Here is a 23047-nt window from a genome sequence, read left to right as displayed (position 1 = left end):
GGGTGGCACCGCACAGCCACACGGCGGCTCCGGATCTGGTCCGGAGCCGCCGCGGGTCCCCTGGGCCGGGCTCAGCCCGCCGCGCCCGCCGGCGTGGTGGTCGTGCTGAAGCCCCCCACCTTGTTCGCCTGGATCGCGAAGTCGTTGGTGAACGTCTTCGACAGGTCGACCGACGACGTCGCCGACCCGATCAGCTCCTCCATCGCGAGCACCGTCTTCGGGCCGCCCGCAGGCATGATGCCGTCCGGCAGGAACTGGCCCTTGTCCTGGTTCAGCGCGCTGATGTAGTCCGCCTTGGAGATGACGCTGTTCTGCACGTAGGCCTGTGGCAGGGCGTTGGCGATGTCCGTCGCGGTGTGGGTGTTGATCCAGTGCATTGTCGCCACGAGTGCGTCGACGACCCGCTGCGTCGCGTCCTTGTGGCCGTTGACCCAGCTGGTGAGGGCGATGACACCCGCGGCGGGCCAGGCGCCACCGAGCGAGGTGGTCGCGCCGGAGGTCGTCGCGAGGTCGATCGCCGAGTAGGCGATCCCCAGCTTCTGCAGGGCGGTGACCGTCGGCTGGGTGGTCATGACGCAGGCGGCCGAGCCACCCTTGATCGCGGCGATAGCAGTGGATCCGGCTCCCACGGCGAGGCGGTGGAAGTCAGTGGGCCTGATGCCCTTCTGCGCCGCCAGGAACTTCGTGAGCGAATCAGTGCCGGAGCCGAGATCGGTGACTCCGAGCGTCTTTCCGGTGAAGTCCGCCGCCGAGTGCACGCCGCTGTTCGTGCCGCACATCTCGCGTTCGCCGGGTGCGCCTGAAAGCTGCACGACGTCCTCGACGGCCTTGCCCTTCACCTGGAAGTCGATCGTGTGGTTGTACCAGGCCCCGGCCATGTCGACCTGGCCGGATGCCATCGCGTCCTCGGCGCCGGTGCCGCCGTTGGACTCGGTGCTCAGCACGACGTTCACGCCGTACTTCTTGTAGAAGCCCAGCTGGTCGGCGAGCTTGTACGGCAGATAGATCTGCTTGTCGATCCCACCGACCATGAGGCGCACGGTCGGGGTGCTCGCTCCAGAGCCGGCTGTGGAGGAACCTGAGCCGCCCGAACAGGCAACGGTTCCTAAGGTGAGGGCACCGACGACGGCGATGGCGGCCACGGATCTGCGCATGGTGAGTCAGCTTCCTTTCGCGGAATGGGTGGGGAGAACGTGGGGGAGCGACCGGGATGGGCGGCGGTCAGACCGCCGCGCTCTCCGTCGGGCTCGGCGGGCGCCAGGACAGGACCCGGTGCTCCAGCAGGGTGATCAGGTACTCGGCGGCCAGGGTGATGACGGCGACGACGAGCATTCCGGCGAAGACGCCGTTCGGGTCGAGGTTGCCCTGCGCGGTGCGGATCACCAGGCCGACACCGTGCTGCGCGCCCAGCACCTCGCCCACGAGCGCGCCGACGATCGCGAAGCCGAAGGCGGTGTGGAGGCTCGCGATGATCCACGTCAGCGCCGACGGGAGCGTCACATGGCGGACGATCTGCAATGTCGACGCGCCGAGCACCCGGACGTTGGACAGGATGGTCCGGTCGACCTCGCGCACGCCCTGGAAGGCGTTGAAGAAGACGACGAAGAAGACAAGCACGGCCGCGAGCAGCACCTTCGGGGTCGTCCCGACACCGAACGCGACGATGAAGATCGAGCCGAGGACGATACGCGGGATCGCGTTGACGACCTTGATGTAAGGCCCGAGGACGTCGGCCAGGAAATGGTTCTGGCCCAGGCTGACGCCGAGGACGATCCCGGCGAGGGCGCCGATCACGAAGCCGAACACGGCCTCCTTGAGCGTGGTGGCGATGTCCGTCCAGAACGACCCGAACTCCGTGCCGTGCTCGAACAGGTCGAGAGTCCGCCGCCAGATCCCGGTCGGCTGGCCGTAGAAGAACGGGTCAACGATCTTCAGGCTGGTGAACAGCTGCCAGCCACCGAGGACGATCACGGCGAAGAGCAGGCGCGCGCCCCACACGGCCAGCCGGCGGCGACGACGGGCCCGGCGGGCCAGGGCCGAGGCCCGGTCCACCGTGGCGTCGGCGGCGACGGCCTCGGCGGGCGTGGCGATGGTGCTCATGCGCTCACCGCCGCGGTGCGCGCGTACGCGGCCTCGACCTCGTCACGCAGCGAGCTCCAGATCTGCTGCTGGACTTCGAGGAACTGCCGGTCGAACCGGAGGTCCTGGACGGCGCCACGCGGGCGTGGCAGGCCGACGTCGTATGAGGTCTTGACCGAGCCGGGGCCTGACGTCATGACGACGACCTGGTCGGCCAGGGCGACTGCCTCGTCCAGGTCGTGCGTGATGAACACGACGGTGGGCCGCAGCTGCTCCCACAGCCTGATCAGCTCGGTCTGCATGATCGCCTTGGTCTGGACGTCGAGCGCGCCGAACGGTTCGTCCATCAGCAGGATGCGGGGCTCGTTGATCAGCGCCGCGGCCATCGCGACCCGCTTGCGCATGCCGCCCGAGAGCTGGTGCGGGTGGTGGTCCTCGAAGCCACTCAGGCCGACCCGGCGCAGCCAGTCGCGCGCCGTGGCCTCGGCCTGCCGCCGGCCGCGGCCGTTGAGGACCGGCCCGAGCGCGACGTTGCCAAGCACGGTCTTCCACGGCAGGAGGGCGTCCGCCTGGAACATGAAGCTGACGCCGTCGGTCAGCCCGCGTACCGGGCGGCCGTCGACCGTGATCGTGCCTTCGCTGGGCTTCTCCAGGCCGCTGACCAGGCCGAGGGTGGTCGACTTGCCGCAGCCGGTGGGTCCGACGACCGCGCAGAAACGTCCGGGCTCGACCTGGAACGTCACGCCCTTGATCGCGGTGAACGCGCGTCCCGCGGGGTCGAGGAACCGTTTGGTCACCCCGTCGAGTTCGATCCTGGCCCCTCCGAGGGCCGCGGGCGCGGCGCTCGCGGTGGCGTTGGGTTTGCTGGCCATCGTGTCGGCTCACCTCCTCGGTCGCCGTGTCGTGGACACGGTCGGCAGCTGTGGTTGGCCGAACGTAAGGTGACCCGGCGATGACGTCACGGTTTCGCGCGCATGTCGGGGTTTTGCGCGTTCTGCTCGTGAATGGTCCGTCGGTCAACTTGCCGGACCCTGTGATCGACTGCACAATGGCGTCCGTGCCACGTGGGACGAACCGGAAGCTGTCCACCCGGATCCTGATCAGCCAGCTGCTGATTCTCGGTGCGACGGTTCTCATCGGTTTCGTCCTTTCCGCTCGGGTCGAGCGGCGCCAGCTGGACGGGCAGTACGAGCAGCGCGCCGCGGCCATCGCGCAGACCACCGCGGGCGTGCCCGACGTCATCGGGTGCCTGGAGGCCCCGAAGCCGGCGTGCTCGGCGCGGGTGGAGATGATCGCGGAGCGGATCCGTCGGGAGACTGGGGCTTCGTACGTCGTCGTCATCGACATGAACCGCGTCCGGCATTCGCACCCGATCGCCGCCCTGATCGGCCAGCAGGTCAGCGAGCCGATCGCGACGACGGACGGCCAGACGCACACCGGCATCGACAACGGGAGCACCGGGCGCTCCGCCAACGGCAAGGCGCCGATCTCCGGCAGCCGGGGGCAGCTGGTCGGCGAGGTGTCGGCCGGCATCCGCGAGAGCTCGGTCTCGCTGGCGCTGTGGCGGTCGCTGCCGGTCTACGCGCTCTGGTTCGCGGTGGCGCTCGCGTGTGGCGCGGCCGCCTCGTGGCTGCTGGCGCGGCGTCTGAAGCGTCAGACGTTCGGGCTGGAGCTGGAGGAGATCGCGCTACTGCTCCAGGAGCGGGAGGCGGCCCTGCACGGCATCCGGGAGGGCATGATCGCGCTCGACCCGGGTGGGCGGGTCTCGATGATCAATGACGAGGCGCGGCGGCTGCTCGGCATCGGGACCGCCTGCGTGGGCCGGCGTCTCGTCGAGCTGGTCGAGCCCGGGCGGTTGGCCGCCGTGCTGACCGGCCAGATCGCCGGTCCCGACGAGGTGGTGCTGACCGACGACTACTGCCTTACGGTCAACCGGATGCCCGTCACCCTCTCCGGCCGGCCACACGGCGCGGTCGTCACGCTGCGGGACCGCACCGAGATGGCGGGGCTGCTGCGGGAGCTCGACAACGTCCGTGGCCTGACCGAGTCGCTGCGCGCCCAGCAACACGAGTTCTCCAACCGGATGCACACCCTCGCCGGGCTGCTGGAGCTGGGGCATGCCGACGAGGCGCTCGGCTACCTCACGGAGCTGCACGCACGCGAGGGCCGGTTCGGGGACGCCCTGGCGGCCCGCATCGCCTCACCGCTGATCGTCGGGCTGCTCGTCGGCAAGGCCGCGGAGGCCAGCGAACGAGGCATCACCCTGTCTATCGGTGAGGAGACCTGGCTCGGCGAGGTGCCGGACCTCGGTGACCCACTGGTCACGATCATCGGAAACCTGATCGACAACGCGTTCGAGGCGTTGTCCACCGCGGACCCGCCGGTGGTCGGCCCACGGGTCACGGTGGAGCTGTTCGAGGACGAGGACGACGTGCGGGTACGGGTGGTCGACAACGGGCCGGGGATACCCGAGGGCGTCGGCCGGTCGGTCTTCCTGGACGGCTTCTCCACCAAGCCCGCGCGGGGGAGCCTTCGCCGCGGCCTCGGGCTCGCGCTCGTCCACCGACTCGTCCAGCGCGTCGGTGGACAGATCGACGTGTCCGACGGCCCTGGCGCGACGTTCACGGTCCGGCTCCCCAGGTCCAGCGAGCCCATGCCTGCGGGAGGGGTGCTCGTGGCATGACGGACGGTCCCATCCGGGTGCTGATCGTCGACGACGACTACCGCGTTGCCGGGATTCACGCCGCGTTTGTCGGCAAGGTGGACGGCTTTGTCGCGGTCGGCTCCGCGAACAGTGCCGCGACCGCGCTGGAGCTGGTCAGCCGGCTGCGTCCCCACGTGATCCTGCTGGATGTGTACCTGCCGGACCGCGACGGCCTTTCCCTCATGCGCGCCCTCGTCGAGCGGGGCGATCCGCCCGACTTCATCGCCATCACCGCGGCCCGCGACGTGAGCACCGTGCGTACAGCCATGCAGCTCGGTGCCGTCCACTATCTGGTCAAGCCATTCCGTTTCGCCGACCTGTGCGACCGACTGCTCTCCTACGCGGACCTGCGTCGGCGGATCACCACCCTCGAGACCGGGGATGCCAGGCAGGAGGACGTCGACGACCTGTTCGGAATGCTGCGCCGTCGGACCGTCACGAAGATCCCGGTACCGGCGAAGGGGCATTCGGCGCCAACCCTGGAGCTGGTTCGCGACGCCGTCGCGGCTGCGCCCGGCGAGGTCTCGGCGGTCGACGTCGCCGCCGCGGTCGGCATCAGCCGCGCCACCGCGCAGCGCTACCTGCGCTACCTGGCCGACCACGGCCTGCTTCGTCTGCACCTGCGCTACGGCGCGACCGGACGCCCCGAGCACCGCTACTTCCCCGCGACCTGAGCCGGAGGCATCCAGCCTGACCGGGTTGGTACCGCCAAGGAGGGCCTCGGAGGTCACGCTGCCGGCCGGCACCGGGCCGTTCCCGAGGGGCGCGACCTTGGCGGTGAGGGTCACCGCTGTGGTGGCCACGGCCCGGATCGCCGACGGCGCGGGAACGGCAGCCGTCGTGGGGGATGAACCCGCGGCGCACCCCACCAGCAGGCCAGCGACCAGCGGCCCCACCAGGACGAGCCCTCGCGCGCGTCAACGCACTCCGCCCCCCTGCCCTTCCTGTTCCCCGCGCGCTGATCGCTAGTCCGCGCGAGGAAGAAGCCTGGCATCGGTGGCCTTCCGGACACCCTTGATCGAGGCCGCGGGCAGCCCAGGACGGTCGGCAGTGGCAGCCTCACCGGGCGGCGGGCAGGGTGCGATCGGTGGTGTACCAAGCAAACGCTTGGTAGCGTCACAAGCCGTGCCAGCGGCCTACATCGTCGAAGCGGTCCGGACTCCCGTTGGTCGGCGCGGCGGCGCGCTGTCGGGGGTGCACCCCGCCGACCTGGGCGCGGCCGCGCTCAGTGCCCTGATGGACCGGTCGGGCGTCGACCCGGCCGCGGTCGAGGACGTGATCTTCGGCTGCGTCGACGCGGTCGGCCCGCAGGCCGGCGACATCGCCCGCACCTGCTGGCTCGTCGCCGGGCTGCCCGAGCACGTGCCGGGCGCCACCGTCGACCGGCAGTGCGGCTCGTCCCAGCAGGCTGTGCACTTCGCCGCGCAGGCGGTGCTGTCCGGCACCGCGGACCTGGTCGTCGCCGGTGGCGTGCAGAACATGAGCGCGATCCCGATCTCCTCCGCGATGACCGCCGGGCAGGCGCTCGGCTTCGCCGACCCGTTCACCGGCTCGCCGGGCTGGCGGGCGCGCTACGGCGACGGCGAGGTCTCCCAGTTCCGCTCGGCCGAGATGATCGCCGAGAAATGGTCGCTGGGCCGGGACGTGATGGAGCAGTTCGCGGTCCGCTCGCACAAGCGGGCGATCGCGGCCCGGGCCGAGGGCCGGTTCGACCGGGAGATCGTGCCGGCGTTCGGCCTCGCCGCGGACGAGGGCCCACGGGAGCCGGACTGGGCGAAGATCCGCTCCCTGCCGACGTTGACCCCGGGCGGCCGGGTCACGGCGGCCACCGCGAGCCAGATCTCCGACGCCTCGGCCGCGCTGCTGATCGCCGGTGAGGCGGCGGTGCGCACCCATGGCCTGACCCCGCGGGCCCGCATCGACCACATCTCCGTCCGCGGCGCGGACCCGGTCTGGATGCTCACCGCGCCGATCCCGGCCACCGCTCACGCGCTGGCCAGGTCCGGCCGCAAGCTCGACGACATCGACCTCGTCGAGATCAACGAGGCCTTCGCCTCCGTCGTGCTGGCCTGGGCCGCCGAGACCGGCGCGGACCTGGACAAGGTGAACGTCAACGGCGGCGCGATCGCGCTGGGCCACCCGCTCGGCGCCACCGGGGCCCGCCTGATGACCACCCTGCTGCACGAGCTGGAGCGCACCGGCGGCCGGTTCGGCCTGCAGACCATGTGCGAGGGCGGCGGCCAGGCAAACGTCACCATCCTGGAACGGCTGGGCTGAGCCGGCGACGAGGCGCGGGAACGGGGTCGGTCTGATGGCGCAGGGCGAGACCGCGGCGGCGGTCGCCGTGGCCGGCAACGCCCCCCGGTACGACGGCCGGGCGGTGATCGTGACGGGCGGGACCCGGGGGATCGGCCGGTCGATCGCCCTGGCTTTCCTCGCGGCCGGCGCCGAGGTGCTCGTCTGCGGCCGGTCGCGGCCGGAGACCCTCCCGACCGTCGCCGGCCGGGAGGCCAGCTTCGTCGCCGCCGACATCCGGGACCCCGCCGCGGCGAAGGCTCTCGTCACCGCCGCGGTGGACCAGTTCGGCCGGCTCGACGTCCTGGTGAACAACGCCGGTGGCGGCCCGGTCGCCGACGCGGCCACGGCCTCGCCCCGGTTCTTCGAGCGGGTCGTCGCGCTCAACCTGCACGCCGCCTTCTACGTCAGCCAGCCCGCCAACGCGGTCATGCAGACCCAGCCCGGCGGCGGAGCGATCGTGAACATCGGCAGCGTCTCCGGCCGCCGCCCGGCGCCCGGCTCGGCCGCCTACGCCGCGGCCAAGGCGGGTCTGGTAGCGCTGACCTCGTCGCTCGCGCTCGAATGGGCACCGAAGGTCCGGGTCAACCACGTGACGGTCGGGCTCGCGAACACGGCCGTCGACGCTGGCGGCTTCTACGGCGAGGCGACCGCCGCGATCGACGCCGTCGTCCCGATGGGCCGCGCCGCGCTGCCCGCCGACGTCGCCGCCGCCTGCCTCTACCTGGCCTCACCGCTCGCCGGCTACGTCACCGGCGCCGACCTGGAGGTCCACGGCGGCGGCGAGCTGCCCGGCTTCTACGTGGCCACCAACAAGAACACCTGACGCCGGCTGCTCGCCTGGGACCTCGGCCATTGCGTCGTTGCCGCGCGCCCGTCCCGCCGGCCGCGACTCGACGTGGTCTTGGCGATCTTCGCGTTCCGCGGGACGCGGCCGGCCCCGCGCGGCACCTGAGGTGGATCGCCCCTGTGTCGCCCTCGATCGCGCGTCCCGCCGGGATCTCGTCAGGGCTTCCTTGACGAGCATGCGCGTCAGGGTTACCTTGACGGCATGGCGGGCTCCGGTTCATCGACCGCGACAAGCAGCCAGCCGTCGGCCGTGCGCTGCTCGTTCTGTGGCAAGGATCAGAACGCGGTCGCCAAGCTGGTCGCCGGCCCGGGCGTCTACATCTGCAACGTCTGCGTCGATCTCTGCAACCAGATCATTCCGCTTCCGGCACCTGAGCTCGGCTCGTGGGACGAGCAGTCCGACGAAGAGCTGCTAGCCAGCCTGGCCCGGATTCAGGCCGCGGTCGCTCAGGTCGACGCCGCCGTCCACCACCAGGTGGAGGCGCTGCGCCGACGAGGTGTCAGCTGGACCCGCATCGGCGAGGCCCTCGGTGTGACGAAACAGGCCGCGTGGGAGCGCTTCTCCGGCGAGGACTGATCCTTTGGGGGCGGCGCGTTCCGCGGAACGCGCCGCGCCTGCCGGGGCGGGCCGCCGAGCTACGGTCCAGATGTCGGCCCCGGTCCTCGGCGGTCCGGCCCCCAGAGCTCCCGGACGGTCGCGAACACCTTCTGGTTGTGGCTGAACTCGACGACGTTGCCGTCCGGGTCGTGCACCGCGCAGATATAGCCGACCGGGTCCGGCATGTCCCGGGGCTCCCACCACAGGCTGCCGTTCGCCCGGGCCTTCGCGGCGATCGCATCGACGTCCGCCCGCTGCGGGACCTCGATGCCGATGTGCGCGAAGGGCCGCATGATGCCCTGCTGGGTGCCCTTCGCCGCGTTGAAGGCGGTCAGGACCAGGACGAACGGCGTCTCCCACTGGCCTGGGTTGGACAGCCAGGCGTTGCGGCCGTCGGGGTCCTCTCGGGTCGCGACGACGACCAGCGGGGTCATCGACGTGTAGAACGCGATCGAGGCGTCCAGGTCGCCGGACGGCAGCGCGATATGGGTCCAGCGGGGCTGGCTGATCTCGGAGTCGCCGGGCCCCGCCGTAGCGGCGGCTGTCCGCGTCGGGTCAGTGGTCACCGGCGTCTCTCCCTCCGCGCTGCCGGTGCTGTGGCCGCACCGGGTTCTCGCCATCGGTTCTCGCCATCGGCGCGGCGGCCGCGCGTCCCTTGACTACTCGTTCTAGCCCCGGGCAGGGACGTCTGCCAGGTCACCGTCCCTCGCCAGCCGGGCCACCTGGCTCGCCGGCCACGTCGCGATGGGGCCTTGGGTGTCGCTAATAGTGTTCAGGTGATGACTAGGTGAGACTTGCGCTATCGGCTGGCGGACGCGGGCCTGAAGGAGTCGCGACATGGTGATGGGACCGAGACCGGCGACGCGGCGGCGCCCGGCGCGGGCCGCGGCCTCCGCCGGCCTGGCGATCGCGCTGGCCGGCGGTCTGGCTGCCTGTTCCGGGGAAGGGTCGGCGCGGCCGGCGGCGGCAGCGGGCCCGTCGGTGCCGGTCTCCGTGCCGACCTACGACCCCGCGAAGGGCGCCGGCTCCGATGCCAGGGCCGGCACCTGCGGCCCGGACAAGGACGGTGGCTGGTCCCTCGCGGGCACCGTGCGCAACTCGGCCAAGAACAAGCGGTCGTACTCGGTCGTCGTCGACTTCGTGACCGACAAGGGCAGCACCATCGTCGACACCCGGGTCGTCAAGGTGCCCGCCGTCGAGCCGGGCGCGACGGCTCCGTTCTCCGTAGCCGGCGCCGCCGGGCGGAGCAGGGACGCCCTGCGCTGCGTGCTGCGCGACGTCCAGCTCAGCTGACGGCCGCGCCGGCTGGCCGCCCCGCGTCGCGCTGAGGCGCGGCTTGTAGGAGAAGGAGAAGGTCGTGGGTGGGGTGGCCTTGGCCCTGGGCCGGTGGCTGGCGCGGCGGTGGGGGCGCGTCGTCGGCGCGGCCGCGGCGGTCGCGGGCCTGGTCACGGCGGTCGTCATGGTCGTGGGTGCTGTGGGAGGGCCGTCCGCCTCGAGCCCGCCGAGCCCGCCGGCTGCCACCGGACTGGCGAATCTCCGGCTGCCACCGGGGGTCACCCTGATCGCGCAGCTTTCCCACGACGTCCCGCGGTACGCCGCTCCGGACCCGAAGAAGGCCGCAGGCGTGGTGCCCGGATCGTGGCTCGGGGCACCGACGGCACTGCCGGTCATCGACCTGCGGCCAGGCTGGCTGCGGGTCCGGCTGGCGCAGCGCCCGAACTTCTCGACCGCGTGGATCCGCACGGCCGACGTGCGCCTCGTGAGCAGCGCCTACCGGATCGTCGTCTCGGTCCGCACCCGTCATCTGCAGCTTTACCAGAACGGCAAGCTGGCGCTGGACGCGCCGGCCGGCGTCGGCACCCCGGATGACCCGACGCCGACGGGCGACTTCTTCCTCGCGCTGTTCGCGCCCCCGCCCGGGCCCGGGTATGGCGACTTCATCCTCGTCACCTCCGCGCACTCGACGAAGATCACGGACTGGGCCAACTCCGGGGACGCCATCGTCGGCATCCACGGACCGCTCGGTGCCGACGCGCAGATCGGCACCATCGGCGCGGCGGTCTCGCACGGCTGCGTCCGGCTGCACCTGGCCGACCTGGCCCGGCTGCGCCAGGTCCCGGCCGGTACGCCCATCTCGGTCGTGGGCAGCCCGGTTCTCTGACGGCTCGGGCGGGCCGGGCACCCGGCCTTCGACACGCCGAGTAGTGCAATGTAGTCATCTGATTACGCTAAGTGACTATGGTGGTGCTCGGCAGTGTTAACCGCATCCCGCCGCGCGACCCGACGATGGCTCCCTCGGGGTAACGGGGGCGGGGAATGCTCGAGGAGCTTATGTGCGCATCGCCGGGAGAGCCGGGTCCAGAACCCGGTCAATGATCATTTGTGCGCGGGTCGCCGCGCCGGCCGCGCTCGCGCTCGGCACGGCCGCCGCGGTCGCGCTCGGCCCGCAGACCGCCAGCGCGGCCCAGTCGTCCACGCTCAGCCTGACGTCGTCGTCGAGTCCTGGCCGGTTCACCGGCCCGGGGCAGACGCTCACGTACAGCTACGTCATCGGCAACGGCGGGACCGCCACGCTCTATAACGTCGGCATCCAGGACTCGCGGAGCGACCTGTCGGCCATCAGCTGCCCGAACTCCGTGCTCGACCCCGGAGCGTCGCAGACCTGCACCGCGACCTACACGACCACCCAGGCCGACTTCGACCAGGGCTTCATCACCGACCTGGCGACCGCCAGCGGCGAGCTGCCCTCCGACGGAGGCACGATCACCTCGGAGCCGGCCAGCCTCACCGTTCCCGACGACAAGGCGGCGCAGGCAGCCGCCACTCCGGTCGGCACACCCAGCGCCACCCCCGGCTTCGTCTCCGACCAGGCCCCCGACGCCTCCCCGGCCGCCACGCCTGGCTTCGTGTCCGACGCGGCGCCCGGCGCGGTCGCGCCCGGCGCGGTGACGCCGGCCGGTCCCGCCCCGGGCTCGTCGGCGGCGCCGCTGGCGCCCGGGCACAACCTGGCCGGTGCGGGCGGCGTGGGCCGCGGCGTTGCCGTCGTGCCGGTGCCGGTGCCGTTCCCGGTGCCGATCAATGGCGCTGGATTCGGCCCAGGCGGAACGGGTGTCGGTGGTGTCGGCGTGGCTGGCGTCGGTGTCGGCGGGGTGGGTGGCCCGGCCGGTGGTGTCGGCCCGGCGGGTGGTGTCGGCCCGGCGGGTGGTGCCGGCCCGGCCGGCACGAGTCCGATCGGCGGTGCCCCGGCGCAGGTCACCGGCTGACCAGGCGCCTACGCCGTAAGCAGCAGGCTCGGCGCGTCCGCAACGGGCGCGCCGAGCCTGTCGGGTGTGCGGCCGACGTCGTCTCGTCCTCGCGGCGGTTGGCCGGTTGGGCGCCGCTGACGGCGACGGTCGTGCTCGACGTGCTCCAGGGGCCGACGCCGACCGGCTGGTCGGGGCGTTGCGCGAACCGTTCGGCGAGACCGACACGTACTGGATTCCGGTCGGGATGGACCGTGACCTCGACGAGGCCATGCGCTGGGCGACCCGCGCCGCGACCAGCTTCCTGGCCACCCGGGTCGGGATGGGCCGCGCGGCCGCGTCGCCTACCTGTCCGCCGCCGCCGACTTCGCGGTCAGCCAGGTCGTCGACGACGTCAAGGGCGTCCACTGCAAGATCCGCAAGAGCGACTTCCCCGGCCTCTGAACCGCGGAGTAGGACTGGTCAGCCGGTGGACTCGGCCGCGCGGCGGGCGTCGCGCATGGAGCGGGCGTCCTGGCCGGCCAGGGAGTCCGCGCCGACCTCGGCGTTGTGGGCGTGGGCGAGGTGGTGCAGGCCGAAGACCGAGTCCATCCCGGCCTGCAGGCCCATCAGGTCCTCGGCCTGGTTCACCGCCTTCTTGGTGAGGGCGAGGCCGAGGCGGGGCATCGTCGCGATCCGTTCGGCGACCGAGGTCACCTCGGCGGCCAGGTTGTCCCGGGGGACCACCCGGTTGACCATGCCCAGCTCCAGCGCGCGGCCGGCGGCGACGCGTTCGCCCAGGAAGAGGAACTCCTTCGCCGCCCGCGGGCCCATCACCCACGGGTGCGCGAAGTACTCGACCCCCGGGATGCCCATCCGCACGACCGGGTCGGCGAAGAACGCGTCGACCGAAGCGATGATCAGGTCGCAGACCCAGGCGAGCATCAGGCCGCCGGCGATGCAGGCACCGTGGACCTGGGCGATCATCGGCTTCGGCAGCTCCCGCCACCGCCGGCACATCCCCAGGTACACCTCCTGCTCGCGGGCAAACCTGTTCTCCGCGCCAGACGCGCCGACGTGGTCCCACCACAGTCCCGCGCGCCGGTCGAACGACTGGTCGACGTCCCGCCCCGGGGTTCCGATGTCGTGGCCGGCGCTGAAGTGCCGGCCCGCGCCGGCCAGCACGATGACCTTCACCTCGGGGTCGGCGGCGGCGCGGTAGAACGCGTCGTCGAGGGCGTAGGTCATCTTCGAGTTCTGGGCGTTGCGGAACTCGGGCCGGTTCATCGTGACTCGCGCGACCGGCCCGGTCACCTCGTACAGCACCACCGCGGGCTCGGCGTCATCGGCCGTCGGCGCCGGCTGGGCGATCTGCTCGGTCATCGCGACGTCTCCTTTCCGGGAGGCGGTATCAGGCGCGCCGAAACGGAATCCGATGGCGCTGGCCGCAGGCCCAGGCGCTCGGCGAGCCGGGCGCGGTGGTACTGCGGGTCGCCGAAGGCGGGAATGAGCGCCCAGGCCCGCTTGGCGAACAGGTGCAGGTCGTATTCGGTGGTGTAGGCGATCGCGCCGTGGCACTGGATCGCCACCCGGGCCGCGAGCCGGGCCGCGTCCGCCGCCAGCACCTTCGCGACGCTCGCCGCGTCCCTCGCGGCGGCCGGATCGTCGTCGGGGGAGTAGGCCAGCCGCCACCCGGCGGCGAGGACCGCGGGGCGGGCGAACTCGGTCGCGAGGTGCGCCGACGCGCACGCGTGCTTGACCGCCTGGAAGCTGCCGACCGGGACCCCGAACTGACGGCGGGTCCTGACGTGGTCGACGGTGATCGCGAGCAGGCGGGCGGCCAGGCCGACGAGGACTGCCGACGTGCCGACCGCCGCCCGCCACCAGGCCAGGCGGGCGGCGTCCGGGTCGTTGGTCAGGACGGCCCCCGCCGCCGGGAACGAGGTCAGGCGGGCCAGCCCACGGGCACCGTCGACGGTCCCGACCGGGGCGAGTTCCAGCTCGCCGGCGGCGTGGATCCGCAGCAGGGCGGCGCCCGTCGCCAGGGCGTCGAACGCGTCCGTCGCCGGCCGGCCGGGCCACGCGGGTACCGGGACGATGACCAGGTCGGCATGCTGACCGTGTGGCACGACGATCTGGCCGGCCGGGGTCCGGGTGGCGACCGCGACGAGCGCGCGGCCGGCGACGACGTCGGGCAGCGCCGGATGGCCGGCGGCGGCCAGCAGCGGCGCCGCGAACGTGACCGTCTCGACGGCCGGCACCGGTAGGCCGGCCTGTCCCACGCGCTCCAGCAACGGGACGACGTCCGAGATGGTCAGGCCCAGCCCACCCGCACTCTCCGGGACCAGCGCACCGGCGAGACCGACGTCGGCGAGGGTCGCCCAGACCTTGCGTACCTGCTCCAGGCCAGCCGCTCCGGTGCCGGTCGGCCAGGCGGCGCGGATGAGGGCCGTGGTCGCCTCGGCGTCGAGTACCGGCATGACCGCCTCGACGAGGGCGGCCGCGTCAGGGTCGAGTTCAAAATCCATGCCGTCTCCCTCTCGCGGTCCCCGGGTCAGGCTCTGGGCAGGCCGAGGAGACGTTCGGCGACGACGTTGCGCTGGATCTCGTTCGTGCCGGCGTAGATCGGGCCCGACAGCGAGAAGAGGAAGCCCTTGCTCCACGGGCCGTCGAGCTCGGCGCCGGTGCCCAGCAGGTCCAGGGCGGTCTCGTGGATGCGGACGTCCAGCTCCGACCAGAAGAGCTTGTTCAGGCTCGACGCCGGCCCCGGCTGGCGGCCGTTGAGCAGGCCGCTGACCTGGTGCAGCGTGAAGAGCTGGTAGGCCTGCGCGTCGATGTGCGCCTGCACCACGCGGTCGCGCGCCGCCGCGGGCAGCCCATCGGGAGCGGCCCGGGCCAGCTCGACGAGCCTGTTCGCCGTCGCCAGGAACCGGCCCGGTGGGCGCAAGGTGAGGCCGCGCTCCGAGCCGGTGGTCGCCATCGCGACCTGCCAGCCTTTGTCCACTCCACCGAGGACGTTCTCGGCGGGAACGAAGACGTCGTCGAAGAAGATCTCAGCAAAGCCCTCGTCGCCGTCGAGGCGTTCGAAGCCGCGAACCGTCACCCCCGGTGCGTCCAGCGGCACCAGGAAGTAGGTCAGCCCCTGATGCCTGCCGGCGGGCCGGCCCGGACGTGACCCGGCTTCCGCGTCCGAAGCCGGCTCAGTGGTCGTACCAGTGCGGAACAGGCCGAAGATGTGGGTGCAGAACGCGCCCCGCGTCGTCCAGGTCTTCTGGCCGGACAGGCGCCAGCCGCCCTGTTCTGCATCCCAGACGCCGGTGGAGCGCAGGCCGGCGAGGTCGCTGCCCGCGCCGGGCTCCGACCAGCCCTGCGCCCAGGTGTCCAGGCCGGCGGCCATCCGGGGGAGGATCCGGTCCTGCTGCTCGGGGGTGCCGAACTCGAAGACGGTCGGGGCGAGCAGGAAGATCCCGTTCTGGGTGACCCGCTGTGGGGCACCGGCCCGGGCGTACTCCTCTTCGAAGACCAGCCACTGCCAGAGGCTCGCGTCCCGGCCGCCGTAGCGCCGCGGCCAGGAGACGACGGCCCAGCGAGCCTCGAAGAGCTGTCGCTCCCAGTCGAGATGGGCGGCGAATCCCGCTCGGGTGTCCCCGGACGGCAGCGGCGTCGCCGGCACGTTCGCCGTCAGCCACGCCCGCGCCTCGGCGCGGAACGCCTCGTCCTCGTCCGACCAGGTCAGGTCCATCAGCCGTCGCCCTGGTCGGCCTTCTGACTGGTCCCGTTCGAGGCCGGGCCGGCCTTCGGGGTGGCGCCGAAGCCGGAACGGACCTCGTCGGCGATGCCGGCCAGGTTGAGCTCGAAGGTGAACCCCTGCTCGTAGCGGTAGCTGCGCTTGACGTCCCACGGGTCGATCCCGTTGAACGCCTCCTTGGCCATCCTGATCACCCGCGGGTCCTTCGCGGCGATCTCAGCGGCGACGGCCCGGGCGGCGTCCCGCAGCCGGGCTCGGGGGACCACGGTGTGGACCGAGCCGAACGCGTGCAACTCGGCGGCGGTCGCGGTGGCCGAGGTGTACATCATCGCCCTGGCCTTCAGCTGCGGGACCAGCCGCGACAGGTGCGTCGCCGCGCCGAGCGCGCCCCGGTCGACCTCGGGCAGGCCGAAGGTGGCGTCCTCGCTGGCGACGATCACGTCGGCGTTGCCGACCAGCCCGATCCCGCCGCCCAGGCAGAAGCCATGCACCGCGGCGACCACCGGCACCGCGCAGTCGTAGACCGCGGCGAAGGCGGCGAAGCAGCCGCGGTTCGCGCCGATGAGCGCCCGATGGCCCTCGTCGCGCTGGATCTCCTTGATGTCGACGCCCGCGTTGAACCCGCGCCCCTCGGCGCGCAGGACGACGACCCGGACGGCCGGGTCGGCGCCGGCGGCCAGCAGCTCGTCCGCGAGCGCGAACCAGCCGGCTACCGGGAGCGCGTTCACCGGCGGGTAGTCGACGACGATCTCGGCGATCCCGCCGTCCACCACCGTGGTGATCATCCAACCTCCAGGAGGGAGCCGGGAGCACTCTAACAAGCGCTTGGTTGGCGAACCAGTACTATCCGCGTCCTCGTGGCCTCCTACAATGTCGATCAAGATCGAAGACGCGTGACGGACTCGGAGCTGACCGCGGTGCACTGACGCGCCGAGCAGAGGCCCTACCTGACAAGCGCCCCAAGGCTGGGCAGGACGGCCAGGTCCCGGAGCCGGACCGGCGTCGGGGCAGGACCCCGCGTCCAGGGGGGCCTGGCTCTCCAACCTCAGTGAGCGTGCCCCGCCGCGACCTCGTAGACGAACTCCAGTCCGTCCTCGTCGTCCCACTGCTCGCCGACCTTGCGGAAGCCGTACTGGGCGACCAGCAGGTAGGACGGGGCGTTGTCGGGCCGGATGCTCGCGCGAACCGTGCACACGCGCGGTTCGGAAGCGGCCCTGGCCAGCAGCACCTCCAGCGCGGCCCGCGCATAACCGCGTCGGCGGTGCCGCGGATCGACGGCATAGCCGACCTCGACCGTTCCCCGGTCGTCCGGCGGCCCGTGATAGCCGGCCCGCCCGACGGCCAGTTCGTCGCGCCTGTCCCAGATCACGCCGGTGACCCAGGCCGGGCTCTCCGGGTCCTCCTCGGCCTGCCGTGAGCGTCGCCGCCACACCCCCTGGCTTTCCGGGCCGGCCAGAAACGCGGAAAGGGGAACCGGACTCGTGCGGTTGGCCTCGGCGAGGTCGCCCCTCGCCAAGGCTACGAACGTCGTGCCGGTCAGATGGACGATCGAGACATCCCTTGGGGCACGCACGTCATCGGCGTCACCACGCCCGTTGTTGATCACTACGAGAGTGTAGGGCCGCCTCGTCGATCGTGGCGTCGGAACCGCCAGATGACGAGACGGGCTCACGTCGCCGTGGATCCAGAGATCATGACCAACCAACTGATCATTTTGGTGTCCGGTCCCTCGGCTGCCGGGAAGACCACGCTGGCCACCGCTCTTGCCCGCGCCCTCGAACTTCCCTTGATCTGCAAGGACGACATCAAGGAGACGCTGGTCGACGCCCTGGGCCGACCAGTCGACGATCTGTCCTGGTCCCGTCGCATCGGGGGAGCCGCGATGGAGCTGCTCTGGCGCCTGGCCCAGCGCTGCCCAGCCGCTGTTCTCGGGGCCAACTTCCGCCTGCACAGCGACTACGAACAGACGCGGCTGCGGCAGTTGCAGGCACATCTAATCGAGATCCACTGCGTCTGCCCCGCCGACGAACTGGCCGCCGCTTCGCCGCCAGGGCGCACACGTCCTACCCCGCTCACCCGCTCACCGCGGACCTGCTCGCCGAGTACGACCGGCCCATGGGCGCCGGACACCGCATCGAGGTCGACACAACCCGGCCCGTCGACCTCGCCGACCTGACAGCCCGCGTCACGAATCTGATCGACCAAGCCCAGCTTCGCTGACCACCCGCTGGACACATCGTGCAGAAGTGCCATCGGAACCCGGTAAGTCAGCTCTGCGCCTAGTGACACTGAGGCTGGGCCCTACCTGCGCGACCGATTGGAAGATCAACCGGGGAACCTACAGCCAGCGTCGGATCGGGTGTGCCGAGTGTGAAGGTGTCGGCCCGCTGGGCGGATTGGTCGGCTGTGAACCAGCCGGCCGGGCGCCGTAGCTGTTCTGGAGTGCGGGCCCGGCGTGTCCGCGCAGGACGGCTGCGAGTTTCCAGGCGAGGTTGTGGCCGTCCGCGATGCCGGTGTTGGCTCCGCTCGCCGCGAACGGTGGCATGACATGTGCGGCATCGCCCGCCAGGTGCACCCTGCCGGCGGAGTACCGGTCGGCGACCAGCATCTCCGCCTGCCACGGGAGGACGCTCAAGATCTGCAGATCGGGTGCGCGGGTACCCCGAGCGCGGTGCGCAGCAGACCGGGCCAGTCGCGATGGGCGTCCCCGCTGTGGCTCATGAACACCCATCGCCGGCGACCATCGACCGACGCGAGCCCGCCCGGTGCGTCGGGGTGTTCGATCTGACAGAGGTTGAACTCCCGGCCGCGCACGACCGAGCCGAGGTCGGCCTGGAAGTAGACGTTGACGCTTGGACCGCCGATCGCGCCTCGTCCTGACCGGGCGATGCCCAGACCCCCGGCCTGTGGTCACGGTCCCCGCCACCACGGAGGTGCCGAGCGAGATCAGCCTCGTAGCCTGCGATGGTCGTAGCCTGCGATGGTCGTAGCCTGCGATGGTCACAGGTAGGATGGAGTGACAGACTCACTACCAGGGGTGGGGCAGTGCGTTTCGTCAACCGGGTCAAGGAGCTGTCCCTGCTCGACGAATGGTTCGAGCGGCCCGGACCACAGCTTGGCGTTGTCTGGGGGCGGCGGCGGGTCGGGAAGTCTCATTTGCTGGCCCATTGGGCGGCAGGCAAGCGTGCCATCTACCACGTCGCGCGCAACCGGGCGCCGGCCCAGGAACTCGCCGCGCTCTCGGCAGCTGCCGCGCCAGCGCTCGGGCTGAAGGATCGCGACCTGGTCAGTCGCCCGTTTCGGGACTGGGACGAGGCATTCGAGATCTTCAGGCGAACGGCGGCAGGAGCACCGCTGGTCGTGATCATTGACGAGTTCCCCGAGCTGGTTCAGAGCGAGCCGAACATCGAGAGCGCGCTGCGCGCGATCTGGGAGGGTATGGGCGACCATCCCGTCCGCCTGGTCCTGTGTGGCTCGGCGGTACGGACTATGGAGGCCCTACAGGAGGAACGCGCCCCGCTCTACGGCCGGGCCACCCTGCGTCTGCAGGTCCGCCCGTTCCTACCGAGCGAGGCGGCGTTGATGTTGCCTGGCCTCGCACCGGCCGAGCGCGCCAAGGCCTGGGGCGTCTGCGGTGGCACACCCTTCTACCTGGACCTCTGGGACCAGTCGGCGCCGTTCCGGGACAACCTCGCGCGACTGGTCGCAAGCGAACATGGGCTACTGCTCAATGAGGGCCAGCTGATCCTCGCGACCGAGGACTTCGCTGGCGGGCGCCGTGAACGTATCCCAGAGCAGGTGCTTCGGGCGATCGCCGCCGGACGCACCAGGTTCGGCGAAATCAAGGGCGCGTTGGGCATCGATCCGACCCGGGCGCTGGGTGCGCTGGCCGACCTCGGTCTGATCCAGAGGGTGCTTCCGGTCGGGCGCAACGCTGACCCGCGACGGGCGTACTACCGGGTCGCCGACAACTTCCTGGCGTTCTGGCTTGCCATAGCGGAGCCTCGTCGGGCCGGCATCATCCAGGGCCTGGGCACTTCGGTGGTCGGTGTGATGGAGAGTCAGTTCGACAATTTCATGGGAGACCGCTGGGAGGACGCGGTACGCGCGCACCTCGTGCGAACCATGGCCGATGATCCCAGACTCGCGCCCGTGGTCGAGGTTGGCCGCTTCTGGCACCAGCACCGGCCCGACCCGGCGGAGATCGACGTCGCCATGCTCAGCGAGCCGGGAGGGCGACTCAGCCTCGCCGCCGAGGTGAAGTGGGCCCGGCACGAAGAAGGAAGCCGCGTCCTGCGCACGCTTGTCCGGAAGGCGCACGCCTCCCATCTCGTACGCCCAACGGACCCGGAACCCCTGTACGTGATCGCGGCACGGGAATTAGTGACCGGCGACCTTCCGAGCGACGTCCTGCGCGTTACCGCTGCCGACGTCTTCGCCTGACCCAGGTTTCGACGCGATCCATTCCCAGCGGGCGCCGGTGATGTCCATTCTGTCCTTGCGCCGTCGTCTCCACGCCCGCGGCGGACGGGGATCAGCCGAGGGCATTGGCGGCGCACTCGGCGGCGTCCGCCGTCGCCGACACCGCCTTGCTCTACCGCCTGGCCGATGACCTGAGCGGACTCGACACCGAGCCGCTGCTGACCGCGCACCTCATGGCCGTGCTGCCGTCCCGGGCCGGCCAGGGCGTCGCGGTCAGGCCGACGACCACCGGGTCCGCGACCGTGAAGACGTGGTCGAGCAGGGCTTCGTAGCTGGGAGCGACCGCGTGGTGGGCCTCGTCGATGACGATCACGCAGGGCCGCCCGGTGAGGAACCGGCCGAGTCGTTTCCGCGCGGCCGCCGCCGCCTTTCCGCCGGTCACGCTGGCCCGGGTGACGACCACGATGTCGTTGTCGGCGTCGACGAGGGTCGTCGACGCGCTCGCCATCGAGTGGATGCGGCGCAGCTTGCGTTCGAACGTCACAGGAAGGGTGGTGGCGAGGTCGACGAACGTCCGCGCGGCCTGTTCCACCAGTTCCTGCTGGTCGGCGATCCACAGCACCCGCAGCCGCGGGTCGGCGCCCAAACTAACGGGCGTACCAACGCAGAGCCCCCGAAGTCCTTAAAACGGACTTCCGGCAACCGGACCATCCGCGATCACCGGTCCGTGGACCCGCCCCGCTCGCCAGCCCGCCCGATGCGCTCTCCACACCCCACCTGGCCAGGGAGAACACCCCGGCGTCGACCCGATAACGGTCGCGCAGCCAACCCACAGGCTTCGGTGATCAACGCTCAGAGATACGAGCGACACCCTCTACACCGATCCCGTCGGAGCCGGCCCGGCCCGCGGATGTGACAGAAATGGGCGCTGAATGTTCGGTTTCGGACCTGGAAAGCCCGCGGCCACACAACCTCCGGTACATGTCAGAAATGCGACTGGACCGGTGTCGACACGCCCTGTCGTTGGATTGACTGCGCGAACCGGTGTCTTTAACGCAAGTTGTTCGCACAATTGCTCTACTGACGGTGGGGGAAGGATCTGGCGATGGCTGCGCAGCGACGTGCTAATTTTCGGCCCGGCCGCTCGCGTGCCGCCTCCGGAGGCGCCGGCAGGACGGGGCCACGCGGGACGGGCACCGGCCGGGCCGTGCTCGGGGGCCTCGTGGCCGGCGCTCTGCTCGTCCCGCCCGTCGCGGTCCTGACCGCCAGCCCGGCCGAGGCGGCCGGGATGACCCGGCCGCTTTTCGACCATCCGCTCGACATCCACGTCAACATCGGGCCGTCGGCGGCCCCGCAGCCTCCGGCCGACCTCGGCGGCGTCTTCGGTGAGATCAGCCGGGGAATCGGCGGACTGCTCGCCAGCGGCGGCGTGCCGACCAGTCCTCCCGGCCATCCGGCCGGCCGTGCCGGGCCCGGGCCGGGTTCTCGCGGCGGCTCCGGTCCCGCGCAGGGCGGCGGTACTGCCACGCATCCCGCCGCGTCGGCGACCCCGGCGCCGGGCGCGGGCCTCGGCGACGCGTCGGCGGCCCCGCCGACCGTCGAGCCCACCGAGTCCCCGCTCACTGCCGGCCAGGCGACGCAGGCTGTGCCGACACCCGGGCCCACCGCCGCCCCGGCCGGCTCCGGGCAGCCGGCGGTCGTCCACAGCCAACTGATCTCGTCCTCCGACGGGGCTTCGATCGTCGCCCTCGACACGCTGGCCGTCATCCTGGCCGGTGTCGGTCTCCTCGGGCCGCCGTCCGCGGTCGTGTTCAGGCGCCGCCGCGCCGCACGCTGACACCCGTCCGCGACACCCCGCGCGTCTCGCATCCCGGCCCGGGGCCGATTTCCGGACTCAGGCGGGGAGGCGAAAACCCGGCCGGCGATCGTCACTCATGGGCGGCGGCCGGTCGTCGGTGAAGGCCCGGACCGCGATCGGAGGGCCCCGGCCGGGGCCGGGCGTCCTCGCGGCTGACGAACCGGAGGATGGCCTCGCGGTCCGGGGCCGCGTGCGGACGCCGCCCCGAGACCGGCGACCGCGGCGCGGGCATTCCGGCATCGGGGGAACCGGACAGGGGGACTGTCCCGTCGAGGACGAGCTGGCCGGGCCGACGGTCGCCTTCCCAGCCGCCGTCCGGATGGCGGATGAAGAGCTCACCGGCCACGACGGCGAACCGCGCTTCCTGGGACGACGGGCCGTCGGGCGGCCCGAACCCACCGGAGAGCGGCTCGAATCCCGGCTCGCCGCCGCTGGCCGGCCAGCTCGCCCGCAGCCGGTCCGCCGCGGCCCGGATTCGGGCCACGCTGATGCCCGCTCGCCGCAGCGCCGCGATCGTCCGCGCCTGGGCCAGGTCGTTCACGCCCGGGCGCAACAGCCCCGACCGCCGCCAGTAGGCGATCTGGCGCTCGGTGGTGAGGCCGGCCCGCGCGCTCCTCGTTCGGCCCGCGCCGGCCGGCGCAAGCCCGTCGCCGACCCCCGCGTCCCGCGTTCCGGCGGCCGGTAGCGGCGAACCGCCCGTCATGGCAGCAATCTACGCCCACTGTTCATCGCTGCCACCCGGTTCGACCGGCCGCCGGTGCCGGCCCAGGGCTGCGGCAAGATAACAGTCCGGATTGATCAAACTACGCTTCCAGTCTGGTCGGGCCTGGAGAAGTACTTTGAGTTGATCCGGAAACCCAGTAACCACAGGCGGTTCACGTCGCTGCCGGCCTATCCGTGCCGACCGAATCCGACTACCTTGAGTTGCCATACGCTACCGAGAGCGATCTCGCCGCAGCCCTGGTGCCGGCCGCTACCGGCGGGAGCGGCCCTCGCGCCGGTACGAGAACGGACCGGGAAGGTCGACGCTGGAAAGACCGCTGGTGCGTTGCTTGGACCAGACACGCCAGGAGACGCGGCCGAGCTTGAGCGTGACCGAGGAGACTCCGTGCTCGCTCACGTTCAGGTGAAAAGGGCCGATCCGGGGGCGACGGGTATAGCGCAGGCCCATGTCAGTGCTCCAGAACTGTCAGTGAGGTGTTCCGCGGAACACGCGCCGGGCTTTGGCGGCGATGATCGACAATTTCCCCCGTTTCCACCAAGTCAACCCTTT

At 71.6% G+C, this 23047-nt stretch carries 24 protein-coding genes; 11 read left to right on the top strand and 13 right to left on the bottom strand.

The features are described 5' to 3' along the window. Window positions 1–71 precede the first annotated feature (71 nt). The 3 genes from FRADC12_RS06515 to FRADC12_RS06505 form a co-directional block, all read right to left on the bottom strand. Window positions 72–1154 (bottom strand): ABC transporter substrate-binding protein, encoded by a 1083-nt coding sequence (locus tag FRADC12_RS06515; RefSeq protein ID WP_045875967.1) that lies wholly within the window; start codon window positions 1152–1154, stop codon window positions 72–74. A gap of 67 nt (window positions 1155–1221) precedes the next feature. Then, entirely contained in the window at window positions 1222–2100 is an 879-nt protein-coding gene (locus FRADC12_RS06510; protein WP_045875966.1) for an ABC transporter permease, read from the bottom strand. Beyond that, complete coding sequence (locus FRADC12_RS06505; protein WP_045875965.1) at window positions 2097–2951, bottom strand: ABC transporter ATP-binding protein; 855 nt, start codon at window positions 2949–2951, stop codon at window positions 2097–2099. Before FRADC12_RS06505 ends, FRADC12_RS06510 begins: the two co-directional genes overlap by 4 nt. Window positions 2952–3127: 176 nt before the next feature. On the opposite strand from FRADC12_RS06505, the gene FRADC12_RS06500 reads away from it, so the two are divergent. The 5 genes from FRADC12_RS06500 to FRADC12_RS34005 all read left to right on the top strand — a co-directional run bounded on the left by FRADC12_RS06500 (window position 3128) and on the right by FRADC12_RS34005 (window position 8504). Then, window positions 3128–4762, top strand: coding sequence for a sensor histidine kinase (locus FRADC12_RS06500; RefSeq protein WP_045875964.1), 1635 nt, complete (start codon window positions 3128–3130; stop codon window positions 4760–4762). Next, window positions 4759–5457 carry a response regulator gene (locus FRADC12_RS06495; protein WP_045875963.1) on the top strand — a complete coding sequence of 233 codons (699 nt, stop codon included), beginning with the start codon at window positions 4759–4761 and terminating at the stop codon, window positions 5455–5457. The genes FRADC12_RS06500 and FRADC12_RS06495 overlap by 4 nt, the downstream gene beginning before the upstream one ends. 451 nt (window positions 5458–5908) lie before the next feature. Beyond that, window positions 5909–7060 (top strand): acetyl-CoA C-acetyltransferase, encoded by a 1152-nt coding sequence (locus tag FRADC12_RS06490; RefSeq protein WP_045875962.1) that lies wholly within the window; start codon window positions 5909–5911, stop codon window positions 7058–7060. Between the two features lie 34 nt (window positions 7061–7094). Further along, window positions 7095–7904, top strand: a complete 810-nt coding sequence (locus FRADC12_RS06485) for an SDR family oxidoreductase (protein WP_045875961.1) — start codon at window positions 7095–7097, stop codon at window positions 7902–7904. Window positions 7905–8129: 225 nt separating this feature from the next. Continuing rightward, on the top strand, window positions 8130–8504 hold the full coding sequence (locus FRADC12_RS34005; protein ID WP_045875960.1) for a ClpX C4-type zinc finger protein: 375 nt from the start codon (window positions 8130–8132) through the stop codon (window positions 8502–8504). A 59-nt stretch (window positions 8505–8563) separates the two neighbouring features. Here FRADC12_RS34005 and FRADC12_RS06475 read toward each other — a convergent pair whose 3' ends face one another. Continuing rightward, window positions 8564–9091, bottom strand: a complete 528-nt coding sequence (locus tag FRADC12_RS06475; RefSeq protein ID WP_045879172.1) for a VOC family protein — start codon at window positions 9089–9091, stop codon at window positions 8564–8566. A 271-nt stretch (window positions 9092–9362) separates the two neighbouring features. Here FRADC12_RS06475 and FRADC12_RS06470 point away from each other — a divergent pair, with 271 nt between their 5' ends. The 3 genes from FRADC12_RS06470 (at window position 9363) to FRADC12_RS06460 (ending at window position 11788) form a co-directional block, all read left to right on the top strand. Next, window positions 9363–9818: a hypothetical protein gene (locus FRADC12_RS06470; RefSeq protein ID WP_045875959.1), complete on the top strand. Its 456-nt coding sequence runs from the start codon at window positions 9363–9365 to the stop codon at window positions 9816–9818. A gap of 64 nt (window positions 9819–9882) precedes the next feature. Beyond that, entirely contained in the window at window positions 9883–10686 is an 804-nt protein-coding gene (locus FRADC12_RS06465; RefSeq protein WP_045875958.1) for a L,D-transpeptidase, read from the top strand. 211 nt (window positions 10687–10897) lie between these two features. Beyond that, entirely contained in the window at window positions 10898–11788 is an 891-nt protein-coding gene (locus FRADC12_RS06460) for a CLIPPER-2 domain-containing protein (protein WP_045875957.1), read from the top strand. 441 nt (window positions 11789–12229) lie between these two features. Here FRADC12_RS06460 and FRADC12_RS06455 read toward each other — a convergent pair whose 3' ends face one another. The 5 genes from FRADC12_RS06455 to FRADC12_RS06435 all read right to left on the bottom strand — a co-directional run bounded on the left by FRADC12_RS06455 (window position 12230) and on the right by FRADC12_RS06435 (window position 17100). Next, the gene (locus tag FRADC12_RS06455) at window positions 12230–13129 is read right to left on the bottom strand and encodes an enoyl-CoA hydratase (protein ID WP_045875956.1); all 900 of its coding nucleotides are present in this window, start codon (window positions 13127–13129) and stop codon (window positions 12230–12232) included. Next, window positions 13126–14274 carry an acyl-CoA dehydrogenase family protein gene (locus tag FRADC12_RS06450; protein ID WP_045875955.1) on the bottom strand — a complete coding sequence of 383 codons (1149 nt, stop codon included), beginning with the start codon at window positions 14272–14274 and terminating at the stop codon, window positions 13126–13128. Before FRADC12_RS06450 ends, FRADC12_RS06455 begins: the two co-directional genes overlap by 4 nt. 26 nt (window positions 14275–14300) lie before the next feature. Next, entirely contained in the window at window positions 14301–15488 is a 1188-nt protein-coding gene (locus FRADC12_RS06445; RefSeq protein ID WP_045875954.1) for an acyl-CoA dehydrogenase family protein, read from the bottom strand. After that, entirely contained in the window at window positions 15488–16279 is a 792-nt protein-coding gene (locus tag FRADC12_RS06440; RefSeq protein WP_045875953.1) for an enoyl-CoA hydratase family protein, read from the bottom strand. Before FRADC12_RS06440 ends, FRADC12_RS06445 begins: the two co-directional genes overlap by 1 nt. Window positions 16280–16539: 260 nt before the next feature. Beyond that, on the bottom strand, window positions 16540–17100 hold the full coding sequence (locus tag FRADC12_RS06435; RefSeq protein ID WP_198152804.1) for a GNAT family N-acetyltransferase: 561 nt from the start codon (window positions 17098–17100) through the stop codon (window positions 16540–16542). Window positions 17101–17187: 87 nt separating this feature from the next. On the opposite strand from FRADC12_RS06435, the gene FRADC12_RS28175 reads away from it, so the two are divergent. After that, window positions 17188–17670 (top strand): P-loop nucleotide/nucleoside kinase family protein, encoded by a 483-nt coding sequence (locus FRADC12_RS28175; protein WP_198152803.1) that lies wholly within the window; start codon window positions 17188–17190, stop codon window positions 17668–17670. 162 nt (window positions 17671–17832) lie between these two features. On the opposite strand, the gene FRADC12_RS06425 is transcribed toward FRADC12_RS28175, so the two are convergent. Further along, window positions 17833–18408, bottom strand: coding sequence for an FAD-dependent monooxygenase (locus FRADC12_RS06425; RefSeq protein WP_502685231.1), 576 nt, complete (start codon window positions 18406–18408; stop codon window positions 17833–17835). A 50-nt stretch (window positions 18409–18458) separates the two neighbouring features. Here FRADC12_RS06425 and FRADC12_RS06420 point away from each other — a divergent pair, with 50 nt between their 5' ends. After that, complete coding sequence (locus FRADC12_RS06420) at window positions 18459–19937, top strand: ATP-binding protein (protein ID WP_084010491.1); 1479 nt, start codon at window positions 18459–18461, stop codon at window positions 19935–19937. A gap of 151 nt (window positions 19938–20088) precedes the next feature. Here FRADC12_RS06420 and FRADC12_RS06415 read toward each other — a convergent pair whose 3' ends face one another. Continuing rightward, window positions 20089–20562, bottom strand: coding sequence for a DEAD/DEAH box helicase family protein (locus tag FRADC12_RS06415; protein ID WP_045875951.1), 474 nt, complete (start codon window positions 20560–20562; stop codon window positions 20089–20091). A 459-nt stretch (window positions 20563–21021) separates the two neighbouring features. Here FRADC12_RS06415 and FRADC12_RS06410 point away from each other — a divergent pair, with 459 nt between their 5' ends. After that, entirely contained in the window at window positions 21022–21753 is a 732-nt protein-coding gene (locus FRADC12_RS06410; protein WP_157488730.1) for a hypothetical protein, read from the top strand. Between the two features lie 91 nt (window positions 21754–21844). Here FRADC12_RS06410 and FRADC12_RS06405 read toward each other — a convergent pair whose 3' ends face one another. Together FRADC12_RS06405 and FRADC12_RS29335 are read right to left on the bottom strand one after the other, a co-directional pair. Continuing rightward, window positions 21845–22477 (bottom strand): MerR family transcriptional regulator, encoded by a 633-nt coding sequence (locus FRADC12_RS06405; protein WP_045875949.1) that lies wholly within the window; start codon window positions 22475–22477, stop codon window positions 21845–21847. A gap of 270 nt (window positions 22478–22747) precedes the next feature. After that, entirely contained in the window at window positions 22748–22945 is a 198-nt protein-coding gene (locus tag FRADC12_RS29335) for a DUF4236 domain-containing protein (RefSeq protein ID WP_084010490.1), read from the bottom strand. Window positions 22946–23047: the final 102 nt, after the last annotated feature.

It is taken from the genome of Pseudofrankia sp. DC12 (genome assembly GCF_000966285.1).
In the GTDB taxonomy this organism is placed as follows: Bacteria; Actinomycetota; Actinomycetes; order Frankiales; family Frankiaceae; genus Pseudofrankia.
Note: the sequence above shows the minus strand (reverse complement) of the source record. Positions and strands in the feature narration are given on the sequence as shown.

What these genes read in the sequence shown, in the direction of transcription:
- FRADC12_RS06410 (WP_157488730.1), top strand. Translation starts at nt 21,022, where the DNA reads ATGGCTGCGCAGCGACGTGCTAATTTTCGGCCCGGCCGCTCGCGTGCC.
- FRADC12_RS06460 (WP_045875957.1), top strand. Translation starts at nt 10,898, where the DNA reads ATGATCATTTGTGCGCGGGTCGCCGCGCCGGCCGCGCTCGCGCTCGGC.
- FRADC12_RS06440 (WP_045875953.1), bottom strand. Translation starts at nt 16,279, where the DNA reads ATGATCACCACGGTGGTGGACGGCGGGATCGCCGAGATCGTCGTCGAC.
- FRADC12_RS06515 (WP_045875967.1), bottom strand. Translation starts at nt 1,154, where the DNA reads ATGCGCAGATCCGTGGCCGCCATCGCCGTCGTCGGTGCCCTCACCTTA.
- FRADC12_RS06485 (WP_045875961.1), top strand. Translation starts at nt 7,095, where the DNA reads ATGGCGCAGGGCGAGACCGCGGCGGCGGTCGCCGTGGCCGGCAACGCC.
- FRADC12_RS06510 (WP_045875966.1), bottom strand. Translation starts at nt 2,100, where the DNA reads ATGAGCACCATCGCCACGCCCGCCGAGGCCGTCGCCGCCGACGCCACG.
- FRADC12_RS06495 (WP_045875963.1), top strand. Translation starts at nt 4,759, where the DNA reads ATGACGGACGGTCCCATCCGGGTGCTGATCGTCGACGACGACTACCGC.
- FRADC12_RS06450 (WP_045875955.1), bottom strand. Translation starts at nt 14,274, where the DNA reads ATGGATTTTGAACTCGACCCTGACGCGGCCGCCCTCGTCGAGGCGGTC.
- FRADC12_RS06405 (WP_045875949.1), bottom strand. Translation starts at nt 22,477, where the DNA reads ATGACGGGCGGTTCGCCGCTACCGGCCGCCGGAACGCGGGACGCGGGG.
- FRADC12_RS06505 (WP_045875965.1), bottom strand. Translation starts at nt 2,951, where the DNA reads ATGGCCAGCAAACCCAACGCCACCGCGAGCGCCGCGCCCGCGGCCCTC.
- FRADC12_RS06455 (WP_045875956.1), bottom strand. Translation starts at nt 13,129, where the DNA reads ATGACCGAGCAGATCGCCCAGCCGGCGCCGACGGCCGATGACGCCGAG.
- FRADC12_RS06445 (WP_045875954.1), bottom strand. Translation starts at nt 15,488, where the DNA reads ATGGACCTGACCTGGTCGGACGAGGACGAGGCGTTCCGCGCCGAGGCG.
- FRADC12_RS06420 (WP_084010491.1), top strand. Translation starts at nt 18,459, where the DNA reads ATGGTCGTAGCCTGCGATGGTCGTAGCCTGCGATGGTCACAGGTAGGA.
- FRADC12_RS28175 (WP_198152803.1), top strand. Translation starts at nt 17,188, where the DNA reads ATGACCAACCAACTGATCATTTTGGTGTCCGGTCCCTCGGCTGCCGGG.
- FRADC12_RS06500 (WP_045875964.1), top strand. Translation starts at nt 3,128, where the DNA reads ATGGCGTCCGTGCCACGTGGGACGAACCGGAAGCTGTCCACCCGGATC.
- FRADC12_RS06470 (WP_045875959.1), top strand. Translation starts at nt 9,363, where the DNA reads ATGGTGATGGGACCGAGACCGGCGACGCGGCGGCGCCCGGCGCGGGCC.
- FRADC12_RS29335 (WP_084010490.1), bottom strand. Translation starts at nt 22,945, where the DNA reads ATGGGCCTGCGCTATACCCGTCGCCCCCGGATCGGCCCTTTTCACCTG.
- FRADC12_RS34005 (WP_045875960.1), top strand. Translation starts at nt 8,130, where the DNA reads ATGGCGGGCTCCGGTTCATCGACCGCGACAAGCAGCCAGCCGTCGGCC.